The organism is Leifsonia aquatica (assembly GCF_014190775.1).
Classification (GTDB): Bacteria; Actinomycetota; Actinomycetes; order Actinomycetales; family Microbacteriaceae; genus Leifsonia; species Leifsonia aquatica.
This window is the reverse complement of record NZ_JACHVP010000001.1, coordinates 1,855,211-1,876,298: the sequence shown is the minus strand read 5'-3', so window position 1 is coordinate 1,876,298 and position 21,088 is coordinate 1,855,211. Positions and strand designations below refer to the sequence as shown.

Here is a 21,088-nt window from a genome sequence, read left to right as displayed (position 1 = left end):
GTCGTGGGCTACGGGGTCTGCTCGGCGAGCACGGGGGCCGCGCCGATCGCGCGGTAGAACTCGCCGACCGCCTTGCGGTTGTACGCCGCGTAGTCGAACCGGCTGTCCGGTACCCCGCCTGCGAGGAAGGCGCGCAGCCCGTCCGCCACGCCCTCGTCGGTCTGCGGGACCACGAGCCCGCTGCCGGCGGGGAGGGCGTTCTTGGCCGAGGCGAACTCGACCGTGACGATCGGGAGGCCGAGCACGAGCGCCTCCAGGATGACCATCGGCTGGCCCTCGTAATCGCTGGAGAGCACGAAGCAGTCGGCCTTCGCCATGATCGCGTGCGGGTTGCGCTGCATCCCGGTGAGGAAGGCGGCGCCGTCGAGTCCCAGTTCGGCGATCAGCGCCTCCAGCTCGCCCGCCAGGGGACCGTCGCCGACGATCACCAGGCGGGTCTTCGGGTTCTGCGCGTGGACGGCGGCGAAGGCGCGCACGAGCCGGCCCTGGTTCTTCTCGGGGGAGAGGCGACCGACGTTCACGAACGTCGTCACGTCGTCGTCCGCCAGCAGCGCCTGCGCCCAGTCGGGGACGCTGCCGGTCTCGTCGTCGAAGGTGATCTCGTGCAGGTCGGCCTGCGCGTTCTCGAGGATGTGGTCGGCGTCGACGGTGTTCAGGGCCGAGAGGAACTTCTCGGGCGCCGCGTATTCGGCGAGCGACTCCCGGTTGATGTCCGACAGGGTCGGTGACACCGAGACGAGGTGGTCGTACTGGCCGTAGAGGGTGAAGATCTGCGTGAGGCTGTGCAGCATCTTCTTCTCGCCGTTGACCTCGCGGTGCGCGTCGGCGGCCAGGTCGTTGTGCAGCCAGATGGCGCGCTGCGCGTCCGGAGAGTGCAGCAGCAGTGCGGCCCAGAACGGGCCGTAGCCCGAGAAGTCGACCACGTAGTCGAAGCGGCTCTCACCGAAGCAGCGGTACCACTCGTCGTCCCACAGCTGGTTCTGCGCCGGGATCTCGGCGTGCTCGGCGATCCGGCCGCGGCGGAAGTGGAGGTGCCGGGCCAGGTGGAGGAGCTTCGCGCCGTTCATCCCGCCCACCCGCGGGAACTGCCGCACGGCCGGGTGGATCTGCTTCTGCTTGGCGATCGACGCACCCGAGCGGCTCTGCGAGAACAGCGCGGAGACGTCGTACCGGTCGTGGTCGATGTTGTTCAGGAGGTTGAGGGCCGAGGTCGTGATGCCGTTCGGGCGCATCCCGCCCAGGTAGAGCAGGATCTTCCGACGTCCGTCCTGGTCGAGTCCGGTGCGGAGGCGGTACCCGTCGCGGGCGCGGCGGAACACGATGTCGACGACGCGCTCGGCGGCGTGACCGTCTTCGTAGGGCGTGAAGCGCTCCTGCATCGAGGCGTACCGTTCACGAGCCTCCTCGGGCACGCGGTCGTCGTCGGCGGCGATGCGGGCGATCTGCTCGCCGACCTCCCGTGCCGACTCGTACACCGGGCCCGGCCACTCCTCCGGCTCGAAGTACAGCCCGCGGGTGCCCGCGTAGTCGGCGAGGTCGGGGGTGAAGAAGACGATCGGCCGGCCGGTCTGCAGGAAGTCGAAGAAGATGCTCGAGTAGTCCGAGATGAGCAGGTCGGAGACGCCCAGCACGAGGTTTGTCGGGATCTCGTTGGGCACCAGCAGTCGCTGCAGCTCGGGCCGGTGGGCGGCGAGCTTGTGCACCGACTGGTGCGTCTTGAGCAGCACGGCGTAGCGGCTGGTGTCGATCTGCTCCTCGATGCGGTGGATGTGGTCCAGCAGCTCGTCGAGGTCGTCCGTGGGCCGGCCGAAGGTCGCGCCCTTCCAGGTCGGCGCGTAGAGCACGACCTTGCGATCGCCGAGCGGGATGCCGGCGGCGACCAGGCGGGCGCGCACGTCGTCGCGCGCCGCGTCGTCCAGGAACTGCCGGTCGATGCGCGGGTAGCCCTCCTCGACGATGGCGCCGCGGTAGATGCCCGTCAGCTTGTAGGCCGACTCGTACATCTGCTCGCTCATGAACGGGTTCGCGGAGAGCAGGTAGTCGGACTGCACGAAGTTGCGGATGATGTTGGCGGTGCCGAGCGCGCCGTCCTCGATGTCGTAGCCCATCCGCTTCAGCGGGGTGCCGTGCCAGGTGTTGAGGTAGACCTGGCCGGGACGCTTGGAGAAGTCGGGCGGGAAGGTCGCGTTGTTGACGAGGTACTCGCTCGTCGCGAGCGCGCGGTAGTACGCGGCGGAGCCGTAGCGGACGAAGCTCACCCGGCTGTCGCCCGCGAACTCTTCGACCGTCGACCGGTACTGGTCGAGGTCGGACAGCGCCCAGATGTGGGTCAGGCCCTGGAGGTCGGGGGCGTCGAGCAGCGCGCGGAACACGGCCTCGGGGTTGTCGAGCATCCCGTTGCCCGAGAAGGACTCGTAGAAGACACTGCCGGCGACCAGCGGCTGGCGGCGCCAGTGCGCGTGGATCTCGAAGCGGGCGGCGCGTTTCACCCGCGACGGCAGGCGCTTCAGTCGGGAGAGTCTCATCCCTGCGAGTTTATGAGAGCGGGATAACGGTCTCCTGGGAGTGCGACAGGAGACCGCTGCGTGCGGCGCCCCGCACATTCGTGCCGAATGTGGGGTTTGGCGCGCGCTTTCGCGACATTCGTCACAAATGTGCGCGAGGCGTCAGGAGTCGAAGCTCAGGCTGAGCTTGCGGAGCAGGGCCGCCAGGCGCTCCTGATCCGAGGGGGAGAGCGCCTCGAGGAGGTCGGCCTCGGCGTCGACCAGCCGCGTGATCGCCGCGTCGACGCGGGCGAGACCCTGCGCCGACATCTGCACCAGGATGCCCCGGCCGTCGTTCGGGTCGGTCCGGCGCTCCACGAGGCCGCGCGCGACGAGCCGGTCGATGCGGTTCGTCATCGTGCCGCTGGAGACGAGGGTCTGCTGGAGCAGCGACTTCGGGCTCAGCTGGTACGGGGAGCCGGCGCGGCGGAGGGCCGAGAGCACGTCGAACTCCCAGGAGTCGAGGTCCGAGCGGTCGAAGGCCGCCCGGCGGGCCCGGTCGAGGTGCCGGGACAGGCGGTCGACGCGCGAGAGCACCTGGAGCGGCGAGAAGTCGAGGTCGGGGCGCTCGCGCAGCCACGCCCCGACGATGCGGTCCACTTCGTCGCGCGGTCCACCGTCGCGTGCGTCACCCATCCCTCCATCGTATTCACCGTCCGACGTGTACACCTCTCGCACACGACGGGTCTGGCAGACTGTCACCTGCGCGTTTTCCGCGTGTTCCGCCTTGGTGTAATGGCAGCACGACAGCCTTTGGAGCTGTTAGGTCCAGGTTCGAGTCCTGGAGGCGGAGCGGCAGTGGCCACACCGACCCCGGGAGGGACATGACCGACCAGAATCTCGCCATCGTCGTGCTGGCGGCGGGCCAGGGCACGCGGATGAAGTCCTCGACCCCGAAGCTGCTCCACGAGCTCGGCGGCATCCCGATCGTGGGCCACGTGCTGGCCACCGCCCGGGAGCTGGACGCGGCGCACGTCGTCGCCGTCGTGCGGCACGAGCGCGACCGCCTCGCCGCGGTCATCGAGGCCGACCTCCCGGAGGCCGTGATCGTCGACCAGGACGAGGTCCCCGGCACCGGCCGCGCGGTCGAGCAGGCCGTCGCGGCGCTGCCCGCCGGCTTCTCCGGCGACGTGCTCGTCGTGAACGGCGACGTCCCCCTGCTCGACGCGGCCACCCTGCGCGAGCTCATCGCCACGCACCGCGACAGCGGGTCGGCGGCGACCATCCTCTCCAGCTTCCCGGCCGACGCGACCGGCTACGGCCGCATCGTGCGCAACGCGGCCGGCACCCTCGACCGCATCGTCGAGCACAAGGACGCGACCGACGACGAGCGGGCCATCGGCGAGATCAACGCCGGCATCTACCTCTTCGGCGCGGCCGCGCTGCGCGACGAGCTCGCGGCGATCACCACCGACAACGCGCAGGGCGAGAAGTACCTCACCGACGTGATCGGGCTGCTCCGCGAGGCGGGCTTCGATGTCGACGCGCTCCCGGTGGCCGACTCGTGGCTCGTCGAGGGCATCAACGACCGCGCCCAGCTCAGCGAGATGGCGGCGAAGCTCAACGCCCTCCTCGTGCGCACCTGGCAGCTCGCCGGCGTGACCGTGCAGGACCCGGCCACGACGTGGATCGACGTGCGGGCGAAGCTCGCACCCGACGTCACCATCCTCCCGGGCACCCAGCTGCGCGGCGCGACCGTGGTCGAGACCGGCGCGGTCATCGGCCCGGACACCACTTTGCTCGACTGCGAGGTCGGCGAGGGCGCGACCGTCAAGCGCACGGACGCCACCCTGGCGGTCATCGGCGCGGGCGCGACCGTCGGCCCGTTCGCCTACCTCCGCCCCGGCACCGTGCTGGGCGAGGGTGGCAAGATCGGCACCTTCGTCGAGACCAAGAACGCGACCATCGGCGCCGGCACCAAGCTCGCGCACTTCAACTACGTCGGCGACGCCGAGGTGGGCGAGAAGTCCAACCTGGGTGCGGGCGTCATCACCGCCAACTACGACGGCGTGAACAAGCACCGCACCGAGATCGGGTCGCACGTGCGTGCGGCCACGAACACGGTGTTCGTGGCGCCCGTTAGGATGGGTGACGGAGCGTACACGGGAGCAGGCACCGTCGTCCGCAAGGACGTCCCGGCGGGCTCGCTCGCCATCACCGTCGCCCCGCAACGCAACATCGAAGGCTGGGTCGCGCAGAAGCGACCGGGCACCGACGCCGCCCGAGCTGCGGAAGAGAGCGGAGAATAAGTGTCTGGGATCACCGCGAACGGCCAGAAGCGCCTCGTCCTCATCTCGGGGAGGGCGCATCCCGCCCTCGCACAGGAGATCGCCGAGTGCCTCGGGAGCGAGTTGGTCCCGACCGACGCCCGCACCTTCGCCAACGGCGAGATCTACGCCCGGTTCGATGAGAGCGTGCGCGGCTCGGATGCGTTCGTCATCCAGTCGCACACGTCGCCGATCAACGAGTGGCTCATGGAGCAGCTGATCATGGTGGACGCGCTGAAGCGCGCCTCCGCCAAGCGCATCACCGTCGTCGCCCCGTTCTACCCGTACGCCCGTCAGGACAAGAAGGGCCGCGGCCGCGAGCCGATCTCGGCCCGCCTGGTCGCCGACCTGTTCAAGGCGGCGGGAGCCGACCGCATCATGTCGGTCGACCTCCACGCCGCTCAGATCCAGGGCTTCTTCGACGGCCCGGTCGACCACCTCTTCGCCATGCCGGTGCTGCTCGAGCACATGAAGCGCGAGCTCGACCCGTCGACCCTCACCGTGGTCTCGCCGGACATGGGCCGCGTGCGCGTCGCCGACATCTGGAGCGACAAGCTGGGCGCACCGCTCGCGATCATCCACAAGCGCCGCGACCCGCTCGTCCCGAACCAGGTCTCGGTGCACGAGATCGTCGGCGACGTGAAGGGCCGCGTCTGCCTCCTGGTCGACGACCTGATCGACACCGGCCGCACGATCGTGAAGGCCGCCGAGGCCCTCAAGGCCGCCGGCGCGACCGGCGTCGTCGTGGCTGCGACCCACGCCGTCTTCAGCGACCCGGCCGTCGAACTGCTGCAGTCCGACGTCATCGACTCGGTCGTCGTCACCGACACGCTGCCCCTCCCGGAGCACAAGCGCTGGGACAAGCTCACCGTCCTCCCGATCGCGCCGCTGCTGGCGGACGCGATCGAGCAGGTGTTCACCGACGGCTCGGTGACGTCGATGTTCGACGGGGCGGCGTAGCGCCCGGCACACAGGCCGCGACGACGGCACGCTCGACCCCGTCGAGCCCCGACGACGAACGGATGTCGGCGCCGATCCGCGCGCTCGCCTCGGCGTAGCGGCGGTCGGCGAGCACCGTCAGCACGGCATCGGCGATCGCCTCCTGCGTCGGCCGGTTGGTGCGGAGGCTGACGCCGACCCCCGTCCACGCGACGCGGGCGGAGACCTCCGTCTTGTCCTCCGTGGTCCCGGCGATCACGATCGGGACGCCGTGCTCCATGGCGTAGTGCACGCCGCCGTACCCGCCGTTGGTGACGTACACCGCCGTGCGCGGCAGGAGCTCGTCGTACGGGAGGTACGGCGCGACGCGCGCGTTGGCCGGCAGGCTCTCCCCGAGGTCGACCACGGGACGGCCCCCGGTGCTCGCGACCACCCAGACGTCCGCGCCGGCGAGGGCCCGGATCGTGGGGAGGACGAGGTCGCCGAGCTCCCGGTTCGCCACGGTGCCCTGGGTGACGTGGACGATCGGCCGGCCGTCGGCCAGGTCGCCCCACCAGGCCGGGAGCGGAGTGTCTGAGCGCTGCGTCCGCGAGACCGGTCCGACGAAGTGCACGGGGACCGTGACGTCCGGGCGCGGGTACTCGAACGACGGCACCGTGAACTGCACGACGCCGTCCGATCGGGACGGCCAGTCCAGGATGAAGCCGCCGAGGGGTGCGCCGGTTTCGAGGGCGATGAGCCGAGCCTCCTTCTGCACGGGTGCGAAGATCGCCTTCTCGGCGACGAGGGTGAGTGCGGCGTTGCGAAGCCGGCCGGCCGGGCCGGGCTTCGGCGCGACTCCCAGGCCGAACGGCGCGGTGTGGCGGCTCTTGAGGCCGAGCGGCACGATGCCCAGGTTGAGGACGGCCGGGCGGGAGGCGCGCGGACGGGCGGTCAGCAGGGCGGCACCGAGGAAGAGGCTCTCGGCGAGGACGACGTCGATCCCGTGCCGAGCGATCGCGGCGTCGACCGCCGTGAGCTGGGCGTGGGCGGGTGCCAGGAAGATGGCGCGCATGTCGTAGCGGATGCCGGCGGGGCCGGTGAGGCCGACCCGTCCCGGGAACGCCGCGTCCATGTCGGTGTCGTCGTAGTCGGCCTCGGCCGGGAGGGGGAGGACGGTCGCGCCGGTGTCGGCCGCCCGGCCGGCGTAGCGCGCGCCGGTGAGGAAGAAGACGCGGTGGCCGCGCTCGACGAAGGCCCGGCTCACGGCGAGGAGCGGGGTGACGTGGCCGTGGACCGGGGTGCTGCAGAGAAGGATGTTCATGGGTGCTCGCATTTCGGGTTAGAGTCGAGTAAACGTCAACAGTATTCACTACACGCGAAGGGTAGTCAATAGTGCCGGAGCCGACCACGCGCCCCTACCGCTCGTCACTGCGCCAGGAGCAGGCGCGGCAGACCCGCGAGCGCATCCTCGACGCGGCCGCCGCTGTCTTCGCCGCGCGCGGGTACGCCGGAGCGTCCCTCGCCGAGATCGCGACCACCGCGGGCGTCTCCGTCGAGAGCGTCAAGGTGCACGGGCCGAAGCGCGCGCTGCTGCTGGGCGCTTTCGAACGCGCGTTCGCCGGGGAGGCCGGGGAGGAGTCCCTGGCGGACCGCCCGGAGGTGGCCGCGATCGCCGCCCTGGACGACCCCGACCGGATGCTCGCGGGGCTCGTCCCGTTCATCGCCGACGCGAACGCCCGCACGGGCGGCCTGTGGGCGGCCTTCACCTCGGCCGCGCGCGACGACGCCGAGGTCGGCGCGGCGATGTCCGGACTGCTCACGCGGCGGCACGCCGACTACGGGAGCATGGTCGACCTCCTGGCCACGCGGGGCGCGGAGGGCGCCCGTGATCTCGACGAGGCAGGGCGCCGCGACCTGGCGGATGCGCTCTCGTTCGTCATGTCGCCGGAGGGGCACCAGCAACTGGTCGGCGAGAGCGGGTGGACGTTCGAGCGCTACAGCACCTGGCTGCTCGCGACCGTGCGGCTGCTCGTCAGGGAAGCCGGTGCGGCGTCGAGGGGATGAGGCCCAGCGGCGCCACGAACGTCGCGTCGCCCTCGGTGTTGAGCGCGTAGCACTGCCATCCGGGTCCGGTCGGGCCGGTGAACTCGAACCGCGCCGACGAGTCCGTCGCGTCCGGCTCGTAGTGGCGCACGTACACGGCGCAGGTGTTCTCGGCGGTGGAGGTCTGCATCCCGACGGTCAGGAGGATCCCGGGCAGCAGGAGGCCGGAGAGCGCGAGGATCACGAACACGCGCGTGAGGACGACCCGCCGCTGCCGCGGCGAGCGGTCGAGCGGCTCGTACTCGGCCAGCTCCGGGTGCTCATCGAACGTCACGTGTCGAGTCTCGTCGCCCGCAGCCCCCGAGTACAGGAAAAGTGCTCCGAATCGGGCGGATTCGGAGCACTTTTCCTGTACTCGACGGCTGGGGACTCAGCGTGTCAGTGGCTGGAGCCCTCGGACTCGATCTCGGTGCGGTCGCCCGACCACAGCGTGTGGAAGGTGCCGTCCTTGTCGACGCGCTTGTAGGTGTGCGCGCCGAAGAAGTCGCGCTGACCCTGCACCAGGGCGGCCGGCAGGCGCTTCGACGCGAGCGAGTCGTAGTACGACAGCGCGGCGCCGAAGCCGGGGACCGGCACGCCCGAGAGCGCGGCGGTGGCGACGATGCGGCGCCAGGCGGCCTCGCCCTCGCGCACCGCGTCGGCGAAGTACGGCGCCTCGAGCAGCGTGGCGATGTCGGGGTTCTCGTCGTACGCGTCGGCGATGCGGTTGAGGAACTGGGCGCGGATGATGCAGCCGCCGCGCCAGATCTTGGCGATCTTGTCCTTGTTGATGTCCCAGCCGTACTTCTCGGCGCCGGCGATGATGGCGTCGAAGCCCTGGGCGTAGGCGACGACCTTCGACGCGTAGAGCGCCTTCGAGACGTCGTCGGCGAAGGCGGCGACGTCGTCGGCCTTCTGCACGTCCGGGCGCGACTGGATGGTCGCCTGCACGGCGGCGCGCTGGTTCGGCTTGGACGAGACGGCGCGCGCGAAGACGGCCTCGGCGATGCCGCCGACCGGTACGCCCAGGTCGAGGGCGTTCTGCACGGTCCAGACGCCGGTGCCCTTCGACCCGGCCTGGTCGAGGACGATGTCGACGAACGGCTTGCCGGTCTCGGCATCCACCTGGCGGAGCACCTCGGCGGTGATCTCGATCAGGTACGACTCGAGGTAGCCCTTGTTCCACTCGGTGAACACGTCGGCGATGGCGGCCGGCTCCAGGCCACCGACGGTGCGCAGGAGGTCGTACGCCTCGGCGATGAGCTGCATGTCCGCGTACTCGATGCCGTTGTGGATCATCTTCACGAAGTGGCCGGCGCCGTCGGTGCCGACGTGGGTCACGCACGGCTCGCCTTCGGCGACCGCGGCGATCGACGCCAGGATCGGGCCGAGCGTCTCGTACGACTCGGCCGAGCCGCCGGGCATGATCGACGGGCCCTTGAGCGCGCCCTCCTCGCCGCCGGAGATGCCGGTGCCGACGAAGTGGATGCCGGAGGGGCTGATCCGCTTCTCGCGCTCGATGGTGTCGAGGAAGTTGGCGTTGCCGCCGTCGACGATGATGTCGCCCGGCTCGAAGCGCTCGGCGAGCTGGTCGATGACGGCGTCGGTGCCCTTGCCCGCCTGGACCATGATGATCGCCGTGCGCGGCTTCGCCAGCGACGCCACGAAGTCGTCGATGGACTCGGAGGCGACGAACCCGGCCTCCGGGTGGGCGCCGATCAGCTCGTCGGTGCGGGCGTAGGTGCGGTTGTAGACCGCGACCGTGTTGCCCTCGCGGGACGCGAGGTTGCGGGCCAGGTTGGACCCCATCACCGCCAGTCCGACGACTCCGATGTTGGCGGTTGCTTCCTGTGACACGTGGTGCTCCTTCGTGCTCGGTGGTCTGCTGCGGCGGGTGCCGCGACGGGAGGTCAGGGGAGGGTGTGCTCCGGGGAGGGGGAGGAGGCGGCGATGAAGCCCTGCGCGACCGTGATGTCGTCGTCGCCGAGGCCGGCCTCCACCAGTCGGCCGAAGAAGTCCTGCAGCGTCGTGAGCTGGGGCGTGGCCGTCGCGGTGCGCTCCGCCTCCGCGCGGGCGAAGCCGAGGTCTTTCACCATGAACTTCGCCGGCCCGGAGACCGAGTAGTCCTTCTCGGCCAGACGCTGTTTGCGCGACTCGAGCAGACGGCTTCCAGCGTAGCCGCCGCCGAGCAGGTCGAGCAGTCGCGTTACGTCCAGCCCGGCGCGCTCGGCGATCACGGTGGCCTCGCTGAGGGCGACGATGGTGGAGGCGACGATCATCTGGTTGCAGGCCTTGGCGACCTCGCCGGAGCCGAGCGGGCCGAGCAGGACGGGCGTCCCCATGGTGGCGAGCACAGGCTCCGCGCGAGCGAAATCGTCCGGGTCGCCGCCGACCATGATGGCGAGAGCGGCGGCCTCGGCGCCGTCCGTGCCTCCGCTGACCGGTGCGTCGAGCACGCGGACGAGGCCGTCGGTGCGGGAGCCGAGCTCGGCGGCCAGCTCGCGGATGCCGTCGGGCGCGGAGGTGGAGCCGACGACCAGCAGCAGCGGGTGGTCGAGGCCGGCCAGCAGGCCATCGGGGCCGTCGAGCAGATCACGCAGCTGCGGGAGGTCGGGGAGCATCGAGAGCACGATGTCGCTCTGCGCGGCGAGCTCCCGCACGGTTGGGGCGACGTTCGCGCCTGCGGCCTCCGCCTCGTCGAGGGTGGCGCGCGTGCGTCCGTGCACGACGACGGAGGCGATCCCGCTGCGGAGCAGGTTGAGCGTCATCGGGCGGCCCATGTTGCCCAGCCCGAGGACGCCGACGGTGGAGCGAGGCTGTCGTTGGCTCGTCATGTGATCAGTATAGTGAACGCGGTTCAGTAGAGTGAATTCTTGATAGACTGTGTCCGTCTACCGGACTCTACCCCGCAGACAGTGAGGACGAAGGTGACCACAACCGAGCTCCGCGTCGCCGTGGCGACGCCCCTGAAGCCCGAGCACGCCGACCTCCTGGTGGAGCGCGAGCCGCGCATCCGCCTGGACCACGACCCCGAGCTGCTGCCGCCGATGCGGCACCCGGCTGATTTCGGCGGGGATCCCGCCTTCCGCCGGACGCCCGAGCAGCAGGAGCGCTTCGAGGCGATGATCGATGCGGCCGACGCCGTGTACGGCGTCCCCGACCTCGACGCCGCGCAGATCGCCCGCGCCGTGCGCGCGAACCCCGGCCTCCGCTGGATGCACACGATGGCCGCGGGAGGCGGCGGCACCGTCAAGGCCGCCGGCCTCACCGAGGCGGAGCTGGAGCGCGTCGCCTTCACGACCTCTGCCGGAGTGCACGGCGGGCCGCTCGCCGAGTTCGCCCTGTTCGGCCTGCTCGCCGGAGCGAAGGACCTTCCGCGCCTGGCGGCGGACCAGCGCGACCGTCAATGGCCCGGACGCTGGGGGATGGGACAGCTGGCCGAGCAGACCGTGCTCGTCCTCGGCCTCGGCGGCATCGGGGCGGAGGTCGCGCGACTGCTGAAGGCCTTCGGTGCGCACGTGATCGGGACCTCCCGTCACGAACGCGCCGTGCCCGACGTCGACGAGGTGGTGAGCCCGGCCGCGATCGCGGAGGTCGCCGGCCGCGTCGACGCCGTGGTGGTCGCCCTCCCCGGGACGGCCGCGACCGAGCGCATGCTGGGCGCCTCCTTCTTCGAGGCCGCGAAGCCCGGGGTGACGGTGGTCAACGTCGGCCGCGGCACCGTGATCGACGAGGAGGCCTTGCTCGCCGCACTCGACGCCGGACGGGTCGGCTTCGCCGCCCTCGACGTCACAGCGGTCGAGCCGCTGCCGCAGGAGAGCCCGTTGTGGACGCACCCGCGCGTGCTGATGAGCCCGCACACGGCCGCGTTGACGACCGGCGAAGAGCGGCGCATCGCAGAATTGTTCGCAGACAACGCCACGCGCCTGCTGGATGGGCGCCCGCTGCGCAACCGGGTCGACACCGTCGACTTCTACTGACGCGGCGACGACCGATGAGGAGCCGACATGACCGATGCCGCAGAGAAGGCTCCCGCGGTCGCGCGGGCCGTGCGGGTGCTCGACCTGCTCGGCGACGCGCTCGGTGAGCCGCTGACCCTGAGCGAGCTGGCGCGCGGCCTCGGCGCCGCGAAGTCGTCGACCCTCAACGTGATCTCCGCGCTGGAGGAGGGCGGCCTGGTGCGCCGCAGCGACACCGGCTACGTGCTGGGCCGCAAGGTCGTCGAGCTGGGCGGGGCGTACCTCCGCGCGTTCGATCCCGTGCTCGAGTTCTACCGCGCCTGCGCCGACTCCGAGGTCCTGCGACACGAGCGCACGCAGCTCGCGGTGCTGGACGGGACGCACGTCATCTATGTCGGCGCGCACGTGGGTCGCGCGCCGTTCCGCCTCTCGGCCGGCATCGGCTCCCGCTATCCGGCCTCCATCACTGCCGTCGGCAACGCCCTGCTCGCCGAGCTGAGCAACGACGAGATCGCGCGCCGCTTCGCCGACGACGAGACGCGGCCGGCGTTCACCGACCGCTCCACGACCTCCCTCGACGGACTGATCGCGAAGATCGACGCGACCCGCGAACGCGGCTACAGCCTCGACCACGGCGAGGTCTATCCGGGGCTCGCCGGGTTCGCCGTCGTGGTCCCGCCGCAGTCGAGCGGTGAGGTCTCGCTCGCGCTCGGCGCCTCGCTGCTGGAGTCCGCGTTCACCGACGAGGTGCTCGCCGAGCTGCTCACCGAGCTCCACATCGTCGGGCGCCGGATGTCGAACCCGATGAACCTGGCGACCGAGGCGCTGACGGGCCACATCGTCACCTGAGGCACTCCGACGCATCCAAAAGTGTTCAGTGGGTTGAACCGTGTTCAGCAGAGTGTTATGGTCGACGTCAGCGGGCGACGACGCCCGTGCAAGCCGACCCCCGGACGACGATGTCACGCGACGACGTCACGCGACGATGCCGACGGGGTCCTGTGCAGGAGGACACCCCCATGAGCACTGACCGCTCTGCGAGCGAACTGCGCGGTTCGAACGACCCCGACTACGCGGCCAATCTGCGCCGCGCCACCCTGGCCTCCAGCGTCGGAAGCGCGCTGGAGTACTACGACTTCGCCCTGTACGGCCTGGCCTCCGCGCTCGTGTTCGGGCAGCTGTTCTTCCCGGCCCTCGGCCCGGGCGCCGCGGTCGCCGCCGCGTTCGCCACCTACGCGGTCGGCTTCTTCGCCCGGCCGTTCGGCGGCCTGTTCTTCGGAGCGCTCGGCGACAAGATCGGCCGCAAGACCGTCCTGATCGTCACGATCTCGCTCATGGGCGGGGCGAGCACGCTGATCGGCGTGCTGCCGACGGGAGAGCAGATCGGCATCTGGGCGCCGATCCTCCTCGTGATCCTGCGCCTGCTCCAGGGCTTCGGCGCCGGCGCGGAGCAGGCCGGCGCGACTACCCTGATGGCCGAGTACGCGCCGGTGCGCCGCCGCGGCTACTTCGCCTCGCTGCCGTTCGTCGGCATCATGGTCGGGACCATCCTGGCCTCGGTCGTCTTCTTCCTCCTCGGCCTGGTGGACCCGCAGATCGTGCACGACTGGCTGTGGCGCATCCCGTTCCTGGCCTCGGTGCTCCTGATCATCGTCGCCATCTTCATCCGCCTCCGCCTGCGCGAGTCGCCGGCCTTCATCACCCTCGAGGCGCAGGAGCAGGTTGCGAAGAACCCGCTCGGCGAGGCGTTCACGCAGTCGTGGCGCACGATCATCCGCGGCATCGGCCTGCGGATGGCCGAGAACGGCGGATCCGCGCTGTACCAGACCCTCGCGGTGACCTTCGTGACCACCGTGGTCGGGGCCGAGCCGTGGATGGGCCCGCTCGCGATCGCCATCGGCGCCGCCCTCGGCATCTTCGTCATCCCGTTCGCGGGCAGCCTCAGCGACCGCTTCGGCCGCATGCGCGTCTACCGCATCGGTGCGATCATCCAGCTCGTCCTGGCGATCCCCGCCTGGTGGCTGATGTCGATGGGCTCGGTGTGGCTGATCATCCCGGTGCTCGCCATCACCTACGGCGTCGGCGTGAACGTGATGCTCGGCGCCCAGTGCGCCACCCTCCCGGAGCTGTTCGGCAACCGCCGCCGCTACATCGGCGTCGCGATCTCGCGTGAGTTCAGTGCGGTGCTCGCCGGCGGCATCGCGCCGTTGATCGGCGCCGTGCTGCTCGGAGCCTTCGGGAACTCGTGGTGGCCGCTCGCCATCTACGTCCTGGTGCTGACCGCGATCACCCTCTGGGCGACCTTCGTCACGCCGGAGACGCGGGCCCGCGACCTCAACCTCCTCACCGACGCCATCGACGACTCGTACGTCGACGTCACGAGCCGGCCCTCGCCGACGGTGTCGCGCCGCGAGCACCAGCGCACGCTCGCCGCGACGCGTACCCGCTGATGCGGCTCACCCGCGTCCGCACGGACCTCGGGGCCGTGCCCGCCGAATGGTCGGACGGGGAGTGGCACGCGATCGACGACCTGTTCGCCGATGCCCCACGCCGAACCGGTGAGCGTTTCGCCGCCGATGCCCCGCTCGCGGCCCCCGTCGAGCCGCGGATCGTGCTCGGGATGGCGCACAACTCCGGCGCCCTCGACGCGGAGCTCCCGCCGCAGGCGTTCGCCAAGTCGGCCCGCACGGTCGTCGGGCCGGGCGATCCGATCGTGCTCGACCCGGCCGTCGGCGCGGTGGTCGCGGAGGGGGAGCTCGCCGTCGTCGTGCGCCGCCGCGCACGGCACCTGCGGGCGGAGGACGTGGCGGCGCACGTGCTCGGATTCACGATCGGGAACGACGTGACGGCGGTCGACCAGATCGCGCGCGACTCCCTCCTGACCCAGGCCAAGAACGGTGATGGTTTCACGCCGCTCGGGCCGTGGATCGAGACCGGCCTCGAACCCGCGGGTCTCGGCATCCGCGCCGAGGCCGGCGGGGGAGTCGCCACCGGATCGGTCGACGGACTCGCCCGCGGCGTCGTAGAACTGCTCGTCTATCTGACGGGCGTGCTCGAACTCGGCCCGGGCGACGTGGTGCTGACCGGCTGCCCCGGAACCGCCGTTCCGATCGGGGCCGGGGACACGGCGCGGATCCGCATCGACGGCCTCGGCGAACTCACCAACCCGGTGGTCGCCGCCGGTGGACTCCAGAGAGGATCAGCATGACAGCCAACCCCTTCGATCTCACAGGACGCGTGGCTCTCGTGACCGGTTCGAGTCGCGGCATCGGCCGTGCGCTGGCGGACGGCCTCGCGGCCGCCGGAGCGACCGTTGTGCTCAACGGGCTCGACGCCGCTCGGCTCGCGGCGACCCGGGAGGCGCTCGCGGCCGAGCACGGCGAACGCATCCACGCCCTCGCCTTCGACATCACCGACGAGAGCGCGGTCGTGGCGGCCGTCGAGCGCATCGAAGCGGAGGTCGGGCCGCTGGAGATCCTGGTCAACAATGCCGGCGTCCAGCATCGCGAGCCGCTCCTCGACGTCAGCCGCGAGGACTGGGACCGTGTGCTGCGCACCGACCTCACCAGTGCCTTCCTCGTCGGGCGCACCGTCGCGCGCGGCATGATCGAGCGCGGCCACGGCAAGATCGTCAACATCGCGTCCGTGCAGGCCGACCTCGCCCGCCGGACCATCGGGCCGTACACGGCCGCGAAGGGCGGGCTGCGCAATCTGACCCGCGCGATGACGGCGGAGTGGGCGGCGAGCGGGCTGCAGATCAACGCGATCGCGCCCGGCTACATCCACACCGAGATGACGCAGAACCTGGTCGACGACACGGCGTTCAACGCCTGGATCGTCGGGCGCACGCCCGCCGGACGCTGGGGAACGGTCGCCGACCTGGTCGGCCCCGCCGTGTGGCTCTCGTCGCCGGCCTCCGACTACGTGAACGGCCAGGTCGTCTTCGTCGACGGCGGCATGACGGTGGTGGTGTGACGGTGGAAACGACCAGCACGACCAGCACGACCCGCACGACCCGTGCCGTCGTCGCCCATGCCGCCGGCGATCTGCGCGTCGAGGACCTCCCGCTCGCCGATCCCGCACCCGACGAGGCCGTCATCGCCATCGCCTACGGGGGCGTCTGCGGGTCCGACCTGCACTACTGGACCCACGGAGCGGCGGGGGAGTCGATCCTCCGCGCGCCGATGGTGCTCGGGCACGAGGTCGTCGGCGTCGTGGAGGCCGCCGCGGCCGATGGATCCGGGCCCGCCGCAGGCACGCCGGTCGCCGTGCATCCCGCGACACCGCTCCCCGGCGACGGCTCCCGCTACCCCGAGGACCGGCCCAACCTCGCGCCCGGAGCGACCTACCTCGGCAGCGCGGCACGCGTCCCGCACACCGCCGGCGCCTTCGCCGACCGGGTCGTCCTCCCGACGCGGATGCTCCGGGCACTACCTCACGGGCTCCCGTTGCGGACCGCCGCACTCGCCGAGCCCGCCGCCGTCGCGTGGCACGCCGTCCACCGGGCGGGGGAGGTGCGCGGCAAGCGCGTGCTCGTGGTCGGCAGCGGGCCCATCGGTGCGCTCGCCGTGACCGTGCTGCGCCGGGCCGGGGCGGCCGAGATCGTCGCGACCGACCTGCACGAACGTCCCCGATCGATCGCGGCGGCCGCGGGTGCGACCCGCACCATCGATGCGCGCGACGCGGAGGCCGTCGCCGCCGTCGACGCCGACATCGTGATCGAGTCGTCCGGCACCGCGCCCGGCCTCGCCGCGGCGATCGGCGGCGCGACCCGCGGCGGCCGCGTCGTGCTCGTCGGTCTGCTCCCTCCCGGAGACCAGCCGGTGCCCGTCGCGCGGGCGATCGCGCGCGAGCTGGAGCTGGTCGGCTCGTTCCGGTTCGCCGACGAGATCGACGAGGTGATCGCCGCGCTCGCCGACGGCTCCCTCGACGTCTCCGCGATCGTGACGCACGAGTTCGCGGCCGAGGAGGCCCTGCGCGCCTTCGAGGTCGCGCTCGACGCCTCCGCCTCGGGCAAGGTGCTCCTGCGGTTCGGGGCGGGGAGCGGCGACGGCGACGGCGACGCCCGATGACGGCCGGGCAGAGCCTCCCCTCGCGCGGCACCATACTGGAGGGATCGCGAACGGAAGGGGCGACCGTGGGTCCGCTGGTGGTGGTCATGGGCGTCTCGGGCTCGGGCAAGAGCACGGTCGGCGCCCTCGTCGCCGAACGGCTCGGCGTGGTCTTCGTGGACGGGGATGCGCTGCACCCCGCCGCCAACGTCGCGAAGATGGCCTCCGGCATCCCGCTGACGGACGCGGATCGCGAGCCATGGCTCGACGCGGTCGGGCTGACCCTCGCCGAGGCAGCGGCCGACGGCCTCGTGCTCGCCTGCTCGGCGCTGAAGCGCGTCTACCGGGACCGCATCCGCTCGCACGCCCCGGCGACCCTCTTCGCCGAGCTCGACGGCACCGAGCAGGAGCTGGCGGCCCGGATGGTGCGCCCCGGCCATTTCATGCCGCCGTCCCTCCTCGCCTCGCAGCTGGCGACCCTCCAGCCGCTGCAGGACGACGAGCCCGGGCTGCGCCTGAGCATCGCCGAGACCCCGGATGCGCTGGCCGCGACGATCGCGGACCGCGCCCGCGCAGAATTCCGGTAGACTCAGTCACTGAACTTCGGCGAGGGAAGCTGGCGGTGTTCCGCAGGCTTCCGTGATCGACGCGGTGGAGCAGGCTTCGCAGTCTTTCCTCGCGCACCTCGATGCGCTCGAGTCGACAATCCCACACTGCGAGCACCGCTCGCCCCGATCCCCGGCCTCCGGCCGGCAAGGAGAACATCATGGCTGACGAGTCCAACAAGGTCGTCGCAGAGGTCCGCGACAGCTTCGGCAAGGGCGCTGCCCGCAAGATCCGCGCCGCCGGCAAGATCCCCGCCGTCATCTACGGCCACGGCACCGACCCGCAGCACGTCACCGTGCCGGCGCACCAGGTCGGCCTGCTGCTCCGCAAGGCGAACGCCGTCCTCCAGCTCGACATCGCGGGCACGGACCAGCTCGTCCTCGTCAAGGACGTCCAGAAGGACCCGGTGCTCCAGATCATCGAGCACCTCGACCTCATCGTCATCAAGAGCGGCGAGAAGGTTTCCGTCGAGGTCCCCGTGCACGTGCAGGGCGAGCCCTACCCGGGCACCATCGCGGTGCTCGAGGTCAACACCCTCCGTCTCGAGGTCGAGGCCACCCACATCCCCGAGAACATCGTTCTCGACGTGGAGGGCGCCGCCGAGGGCACCCAGTTCCACGCCAAGGACTTCACCCTCCCGAAGGGTGCCGCCCTGGCCGAGGACGAGGACCTCCTCATCCTCAACGTGCTCGTCCCGGCCGCCGTGCGCGCCGACGACGACGAGACCGCCGAGGCTGCGGACGACGCTGCCGCCACCGAGGCCGCGGAGTAGTCACTCCCGATGGAATCATCCCGTCCGACGGACGGACCCTGGCTCGTGGTCGGGCTCGGTAACCCCGGGCCCGGCTACGCCGCCACCCGTCACAACGTGGGTCAGATGGTGCTTGACGAGCTCGCCTCGCGCGGCGGCCTCACCTTCAAGACCCACAAGACGAACTCCACCGTGGCCGAGGGGCGTCTCGCCCCGGGCGGGCCGCGGTTCGTGCTGGCCAAGCCGAACACCTTCATGAACGTGTCCGGCGGCCCGGTCTCGCAGCTGCTGCGCTTCTACTCGCTGGATCCCTCGCGCCTGATCGTGGTGCACGACGAGCTCGACATCCCGTTCGACACCGTGCGCCTCAAGCACGGTGGCGGCCACGGCGGCCACAACGGCGTCCGCGACGTGATCGCGGCGACCGGCACCGGCGACTTCACCCGCGTGCGCGTCGGCGTCGGCCGTCCTCCCGGTTCGCAGGCCGCGGCGGACCACGTGCTCAAGGCGTTCAGCGCCGAGGAGCGCAAGAACCTCCCGATCCTCGTCGGCGACGCCGCGGACGCGGTGGAGCAGATCGCGGGCGAGGGCCTCACGGCCGCCCAGAACCGGTTCCACACCGCCCGCTGACGGCCGCGCGCTCCCGATATTCGTGACGAATGTCGCGAAAGCGCGCCGCTTTCCCGACATTCGTCACGAATGCGTGGGGCCTAGGCCGGCACCGATGCGGCGAGGACCACGGTATACACGATGAACGACACGATCGGTGCGGCCGCCGCAGCGACGATCCCGACGATGCCGAAGGGGCGTCCGCGCTTCGTGGCCACGGCGACGATGCCGAGCACCAGGGCGACGATCCCGAGAAGAGTGCCGAGCAGCATCTGCGCGCCCATGAGCACTCCGATCGGCGCGAACGCCTCCGCCTGCTCCGGCGACAGGGAGCCCGTATTGAAGGAGAAACTGGTCGCGGTGCGCCGAGCGAGCGGCCCGGCCGCGGCCCCGACGATGGTCGAGGCGACGACGGACAGCACGAACACGGCCAGGGCGAGCGCCATCGACACGATGCCGAGGGCCCGCGATCGCGGGGGCTGCGGTGCTGCCTGCGCCCAGCCGGGCCCGGGCGCCACGCCGTACTGCTGCGGGTACGGCTGCTGCTGCGGGTACGGCTGCTGCTGCGGGTACGCCTGCTGCTGCGGGTACGGCTGCTGCTGCGGGTACGCCTGCTGCTGCGGGTACGCCTGCTGCGGGGCGAACAGCGGCGGGGCCACGGGCGGGACGAACGGCTGAGGCTGAGCAGGCTGCTGCTCGGGAGAGTCGGACATCGGGGCTCCTCTGTGCGGCGTCCGGCACGCCGTCGAGCCGAAGAATAGCGGATACCGGCGTCGCGATCGCGTCCGAACCGCGCACAGGCCGTGCCGGGAGACTGTTCAGTCGGCGCACAGCGCGCGGTCGTACCGTGTGCGCCATGGAGCTGTTCACGCGCGAGTGGGGTCACGGAGACCGATACGCGGTCCTGGTCCACGGCGTGATGTCGGACTCCCGCAACTGGCGGCGGGTCGGCCCGGTGCTCGCCGAGCGCGGGTACCACGTGATCGCCGTCGATCTGCGCGGCCACGGGCACAGCCGCCGAGCCGGCGAGTACTCCGCCGAGCTCATGGCGCAGGACATCGTGGACACGGTGCCGGCCGAACCCGAGCTCGTCATGGGCCACTCCCTCGGCGGGCTCACCGTGAGCCTCGCCGTCGAACGGCTCCGGCCGCAGCGCGTCGTCTACGTGGACCCGGCCTTCTCGTGCCCCGCGGCCAACTGGTTCCAGTTGATGCTGGCGCCCGCCTTCCTGCGCACCCTGGCCCGGCAGTCCGCCGCGCGGATCGCCAAGCGCAATCCGCGGTGGGATCCGGCCGATGTCGCCATCGAGGTCGAGTCGTTCCGCGCGTTCGATCGCGCCGCCATCCCGAGCGTGCTCGCGCCGAGCGTCATGCGCGCGCCGACGACCATGATGGTGCCCTCGCTCGTGATGCTCGCCGACAACTCGCATCTGGTGAAGCCGGAGGTCGCCGACGGGCTGCGCGACGCCGGCTTCGCGGTGCGCGTGGTCGAGGGGTCGGGCCACGTCATCAACCGCGACGACCACGAGGGCTTCATGCGAGCCCTCGACGGGTGGATCTGACCACACCCGCGTGCGGCGCTCGCCTACAGTGAAGCCGTGATCCCCTCCGGCCCGGCTCTCGTGCTCGTCGCGCGCACGGCGCGGGTGCTCGCGGCGCTGCCCGACGAGCCGCTCGCGCCGGAGGCCGCAGAACGGCGCGACCGCCTGCGCGCCACCGCGGATCGCGACGACTTCACCGCGGCCCGACTGCTCGCTGCGGCGGCCCATCGGGCTCTGAGCGACGAGCCGTTCGCGGCCGGGCAGCTCGTCCAGCGGTGCGACACGTGCGGCGGACCGCACGGACGCCCGCAACCGAGCCCCGCCGGCCTCCACCTCTCCTGGTCGCACGCGCACGGGGTGGTCGCAGCCGCGGTCGCGCCCGGGAGGCTCGGCGTCGACGTCGAGACAGGCATGCGGCGTGGCGGCCATCCGATCGCCACGGTGCTCTCGGCGACCGAACGTCGCCTCCTGAGCGAGAGCGCCGACCCCGAGGCCGTCTTCCTGCTGGCCTGGACGGCCAAGGAGGCTCTGGTGAAGGCGGGCGTGGCCGAGCTCGACGGATTCGCCGGACTGACCGTGCTCGCGGGCGACACCCGTCTCCTCCCGCGCCACGGAGATCTGAGCCTGGATGCGCGCCGCGGGGACGGGTTCTCCGCGGCGGCGGCGACGCCCGGCTCGGCGCTGTGGCGGACGATCGATGCCGCGGGCGGACTGGCACCCCTTCCCCTCCGCGCTGTCGGGGGCGCCGCGTAGACTCTG

Annotated in this window: 21 protein-coding genes and 1 tRNA gene; 15 read left to right on the top strand and 7 right to left on the bottom strand. The window is 71.5% G+C overall.

Features of this window, described 5'->3' with window-relative positions; translation table 11 throughout:
* Window positions 1-8 precede the first annotated feature (8 nt).
* Both FHX33_RS09005 and FHX33_RS09000 read right to left on the bottom strand, forming a co-directional pair.
* The gene (locus tag FHX33_RS09005) at window positions 9-2,525 is read right to left on the bottom strand and encodes a glycosyltransferase (RefSeq protein WP_021757011.1); all 2,517 of its coding nucleotides are present in this window, start codon (window positions 2,523-2,525) and stop codon (window positions 9-11) included.
* Between the two features lie 141 nt (window positions 2,526-2,666).
* On the bottom strand, window positions 2,667-3,179 hold the full coding sequence (locus tag FHX33_RS09000; RefSeq protein ID WP_021757010.1) for a MarR family winged helix-turn-helix transcriptional regulator: 513 nt from the start codon (window positions 3,177-3,179) through the stop codon (window positions 2,667-2,669).
* Between the two features lie 85 nt (window positions 3,180-3,264).
* Between FHX33_RS09000 and FHX33_RS08995 the strand changes: the two genes are divergently transcribed.
* The 3 genes from FHX33_RS08995 to FHX33_RS08985 all read left to right on the top strand — a co-directional run bounded on the left by FHX33_RS08995 (window position 3,265) and on the right by FHX33_RS08985 (window position 5,770).
* Window positions 3,265-3,336 (top strand) — tRNA-Gln (locus FHX33_RS08995).
* 31 nt (window positions 3,337-3,367) lie between these two features.
* On the top strand, window positions 3,368-4,792 hold the full coding sequence (glmU, locus tag FHX33_RS08990) for a bifunctional UDP-N-acetylglucosamine diphosphorylase/glucosamine-1-phosphate N-acetyltransferase GlmU (RefSeq protein WP_021757009.1): 1,425 nt from the start codon (window positions 3,368-3,370) through the stop codon (window positions 4,790-4,792).
* A complete protein-coding gene (locus tag FHX33_RS08985) occupies window positions 4,793-5,770 on the top strand; it encodes a ribose-phosphate diphosphokinase (protein ID WP_021757008.1) in 978 nt (325 codons plus the stop codon). It begins immediately after the preceding gene.
* On the opposite strand, the gene FHX33_RS08980 is transcribed toward FHX33_RS08985, so the two are convergent.
* The gene (locus FHX33_RS08980) at window positions 5,727-7,052 is read right to left on the bottom strand and encodes a glycosyltransferase (protein ID WP_021757007.1); all 1,326 of its coding nucleotides are present in this window, start codon (window positions 7,050-7,052) and stop codon (window positions 5,727-5,729) included. The genes FHX33_RS08985 and FHX33_RS08980 overlap by 44 nt on opposite strands.
* 71 nt (window positions 7,053-7,123) lie before the next feature.
* On the opposite strand from FHX33_RS08980, the gene FHX33_RS08975 reads away from it, so the two are divergent.
* Complete coding sequence (locus FHX33_RS08975; RefSeq protein ID WP_183428361.1) at window positions 7,124-7,795, top strand: TetR family transcriptional regulator; 672 nt, start codon at window positions 7,124-7,126, stop codon at window positions 7,793-7,795.
* Here FHX33_RS08975 and FHX33_RS08970 read toward each other — a convergent pair.
* From FHX33_RS08970 to FHX33_RS08960, 3 genes are all read right to left on the bottom strand, one after another.
* Entirely contained in the window at window positions 7,764-8,108 is a 345-nt protein-coding gene (locus FHX33_RS08970) for a hypothetical protein (RefSeq protein ID WP_021757962.1), read from the bottom strand. The genes FHX33_RS08975 and FHX33_RS08970 overlap by 32 nt on opposite strands.
* A gap of 104 nt (window positions 8,109-8,212) precedes the next feature.
* Window positions 8,213-9,670, bottom strand: a complete 1,458-nt coding sequence (gndA, locus tag FHX33_RS08965) for an NADP-dependent phosphogluconate dehydrogenase (protein WP_039921009.1) — start codon at window positions 9,668-9,670, stop codon at window positions 8,213-8,215.
* A 53-nt stretch (window positions 9,671-9,723) separates the two neighbouring features.
* On the bottom strand, window positions 9,724-10,647 hold the full coding sequence (locus tag FHX33_RS08960) for an NAD(P)-dependent oxidoreductase (protein WP_021757959.1): 924 nt from the start codon (window positions 10,645-10,647) through the stop codon (window positions 9,724-9,726).
* A gap of 93 nt (window positions 10,648-10,740) precedes the next feature.
* Here FHX33_RS08960 and FHX33_RS08955 point away from each other — a divergent pair, with 93 nt between their 5' ends.
* From FHX33_RS08955 to pth, 9 genes are all read left to right on the top strand, one after another.
* Window positions 10,741-11,793, top strand: coding sequence for a D-2-hydroxyacid dehydrogenase (locus tag FHX33_RS08955; RefSeq protein ID WP_039921008.1), 1,053 nt, complete (start codon window positions 10,741-10,743; stop codon window positions 11,791-11,793).
* Between the two features lie 27 nt (window positions 11,794-11,820).
* The gene (locus FHX33_RS08950) at window positions 11,821-12,621 is read left to right on the top strand and encodes an IclR family transcriptional regulator (protein WP_021757956.1); all 801 of its coding nucleotides are present in this window, start codon (window positions 11,821-11,823) and stop codon (window positions 12,619-12,621) included.
* A 170-nt stretch (window positions 12,622-12,791) separates the two neighbouring features.
* Complete coding sequence (locus FHX33_RS08945) at window positions 12,792-14,222, top strand: MFS transporter (protein WP_039921010.1); 1,431 nt, start codon at window positions 12,792-12,794, stop codon at window positions 14,220-14,222.
* Window positions 14,222-14,980: a fumarylacetoacetate hydrolase family protein gene (locus FHX33_RS08940; protein ID WP_183428360.1), complete on the top strand. Its 759-nt coding sequence runs from the start codon at window positions 14,222-14,224 to the stop codon at window positions 14,978-14,980. The genes FHX33_RS08945 and FHX33_RS08940 overlap by 1 nt, the downstream gene beginning before the upstream one ends.
* A complete protein-coding gene (locus FHX33_RS08935) occupies window positions 14,977-15,747 on the top strand; it encodes an SDR family oxidoreductase (RefSeq protein ID WP_021762977.1) in 771 nt (256 codons plus the stop codon). The genes FHX33_RS08940 and FHX33_RS08935 overlap by 4 nt, the downstream gene beginning before the upstream one ends.
* Window positions 15,744-16,844, top strand: coding sequence for a zinc-binding dehydrogenase (locus FHX33_RS08930; RefSeq protein WP_338092009.1), 1,101 nt, complete (start codon window positions 15,744-15,746; stop codon window positions 16,842-16,844). The genes FHX33_RS08935 and FHX33_RS08930 overlap by 4 nt, the downstream gene beginning before the upstream one ends.
* Before the next feature lie 65 nt (window positions 16,845-16,909).
* Window positions 16,910-17,410: a gluconokinase gene (locus FHX33_RS08925; RefSeq protein WP_338042881.1), complete on the top strand. Its 501-nt coding sequence runs from the start codon at window positions 16,910-16,912 to the stop codon at window positions 17,408-17,410.
* 179 nt (window positions 17,411-17,589) lie between these two features.
* Entirely contained in the window at window positions 17,590-18,201 is a 612-nt protein-coding gene (locus tag FHX33_RS08920) for a 50S ribosomal protein L25/general stress protein Ctc (RefSeq protein ID WP_021758382.1), read from the top strand.
* A gap of 9 nt (window positions 18,202-18,210) precedes the next feature.
* Complete coding sequence (gene pth, locus FHX33_RS08915; protein ID WP_039921222.1) at window positions 18,211-18,810, top strand: aminoacyl-tRNA hydrolase; 600 nt, start codon at window positions 18,211-18,213, stop codon at window positions 18,808-18,810.
* 80 nt (window positions 18,811-18,890) lie between these two features.
* Here pth and FHX33_RS08910 read toward each other — a convergent pair whose 3' ends face one another.
* Window positions 18,891-19,502: a hypothetical protein gene (locus FHX33_RS08910; RefSeq protein ID WP_221209338.1), complete on the bottom strand. Its 612-nt coding sequence runs from the start codon at window positions 19,500-19,502 to the stop codon at window positions 18,891-18,893.
* A 143-nt stretch (window positions 19,503-19,645) separates the two neighbouring features.
* Between FHX33_RS08910 and FHX33_RS08905 the strand changes: the two genes are divergently transcribed.
* Both FHX33_RS08905 and FHX33_RS21565 read left to right on the top strand, forming a co-directional pair.
* The gene (locus FHX33_RS08905; RefSeq protein WP_021758385.1) at window positions 19,646-20,350 is read left to right on the top strand and encodes an alpha/beta fold hydrolase; all 705 of its coding nucleotides are present in this window, start codon (window positions 19,646-19,648) and stop codon (window positions 20,348-20,350) included.
* A gap of 36 nt (window positions 20,351-20,386) precedes the next feature.
* Window positions 20,387-21,082, top strand: coding sequence for a 4'-phosphopantetheinyl transferase superfamily protein (locus tag FHX33_RS21565; protein WP_183428359.1), 696 nt, complete (start codon window positions 20,387-20,389; stop codon window positions 21,080-21,082).
* Window positions 21,083-21,088 lie beyond the last annotated feature (6 nt).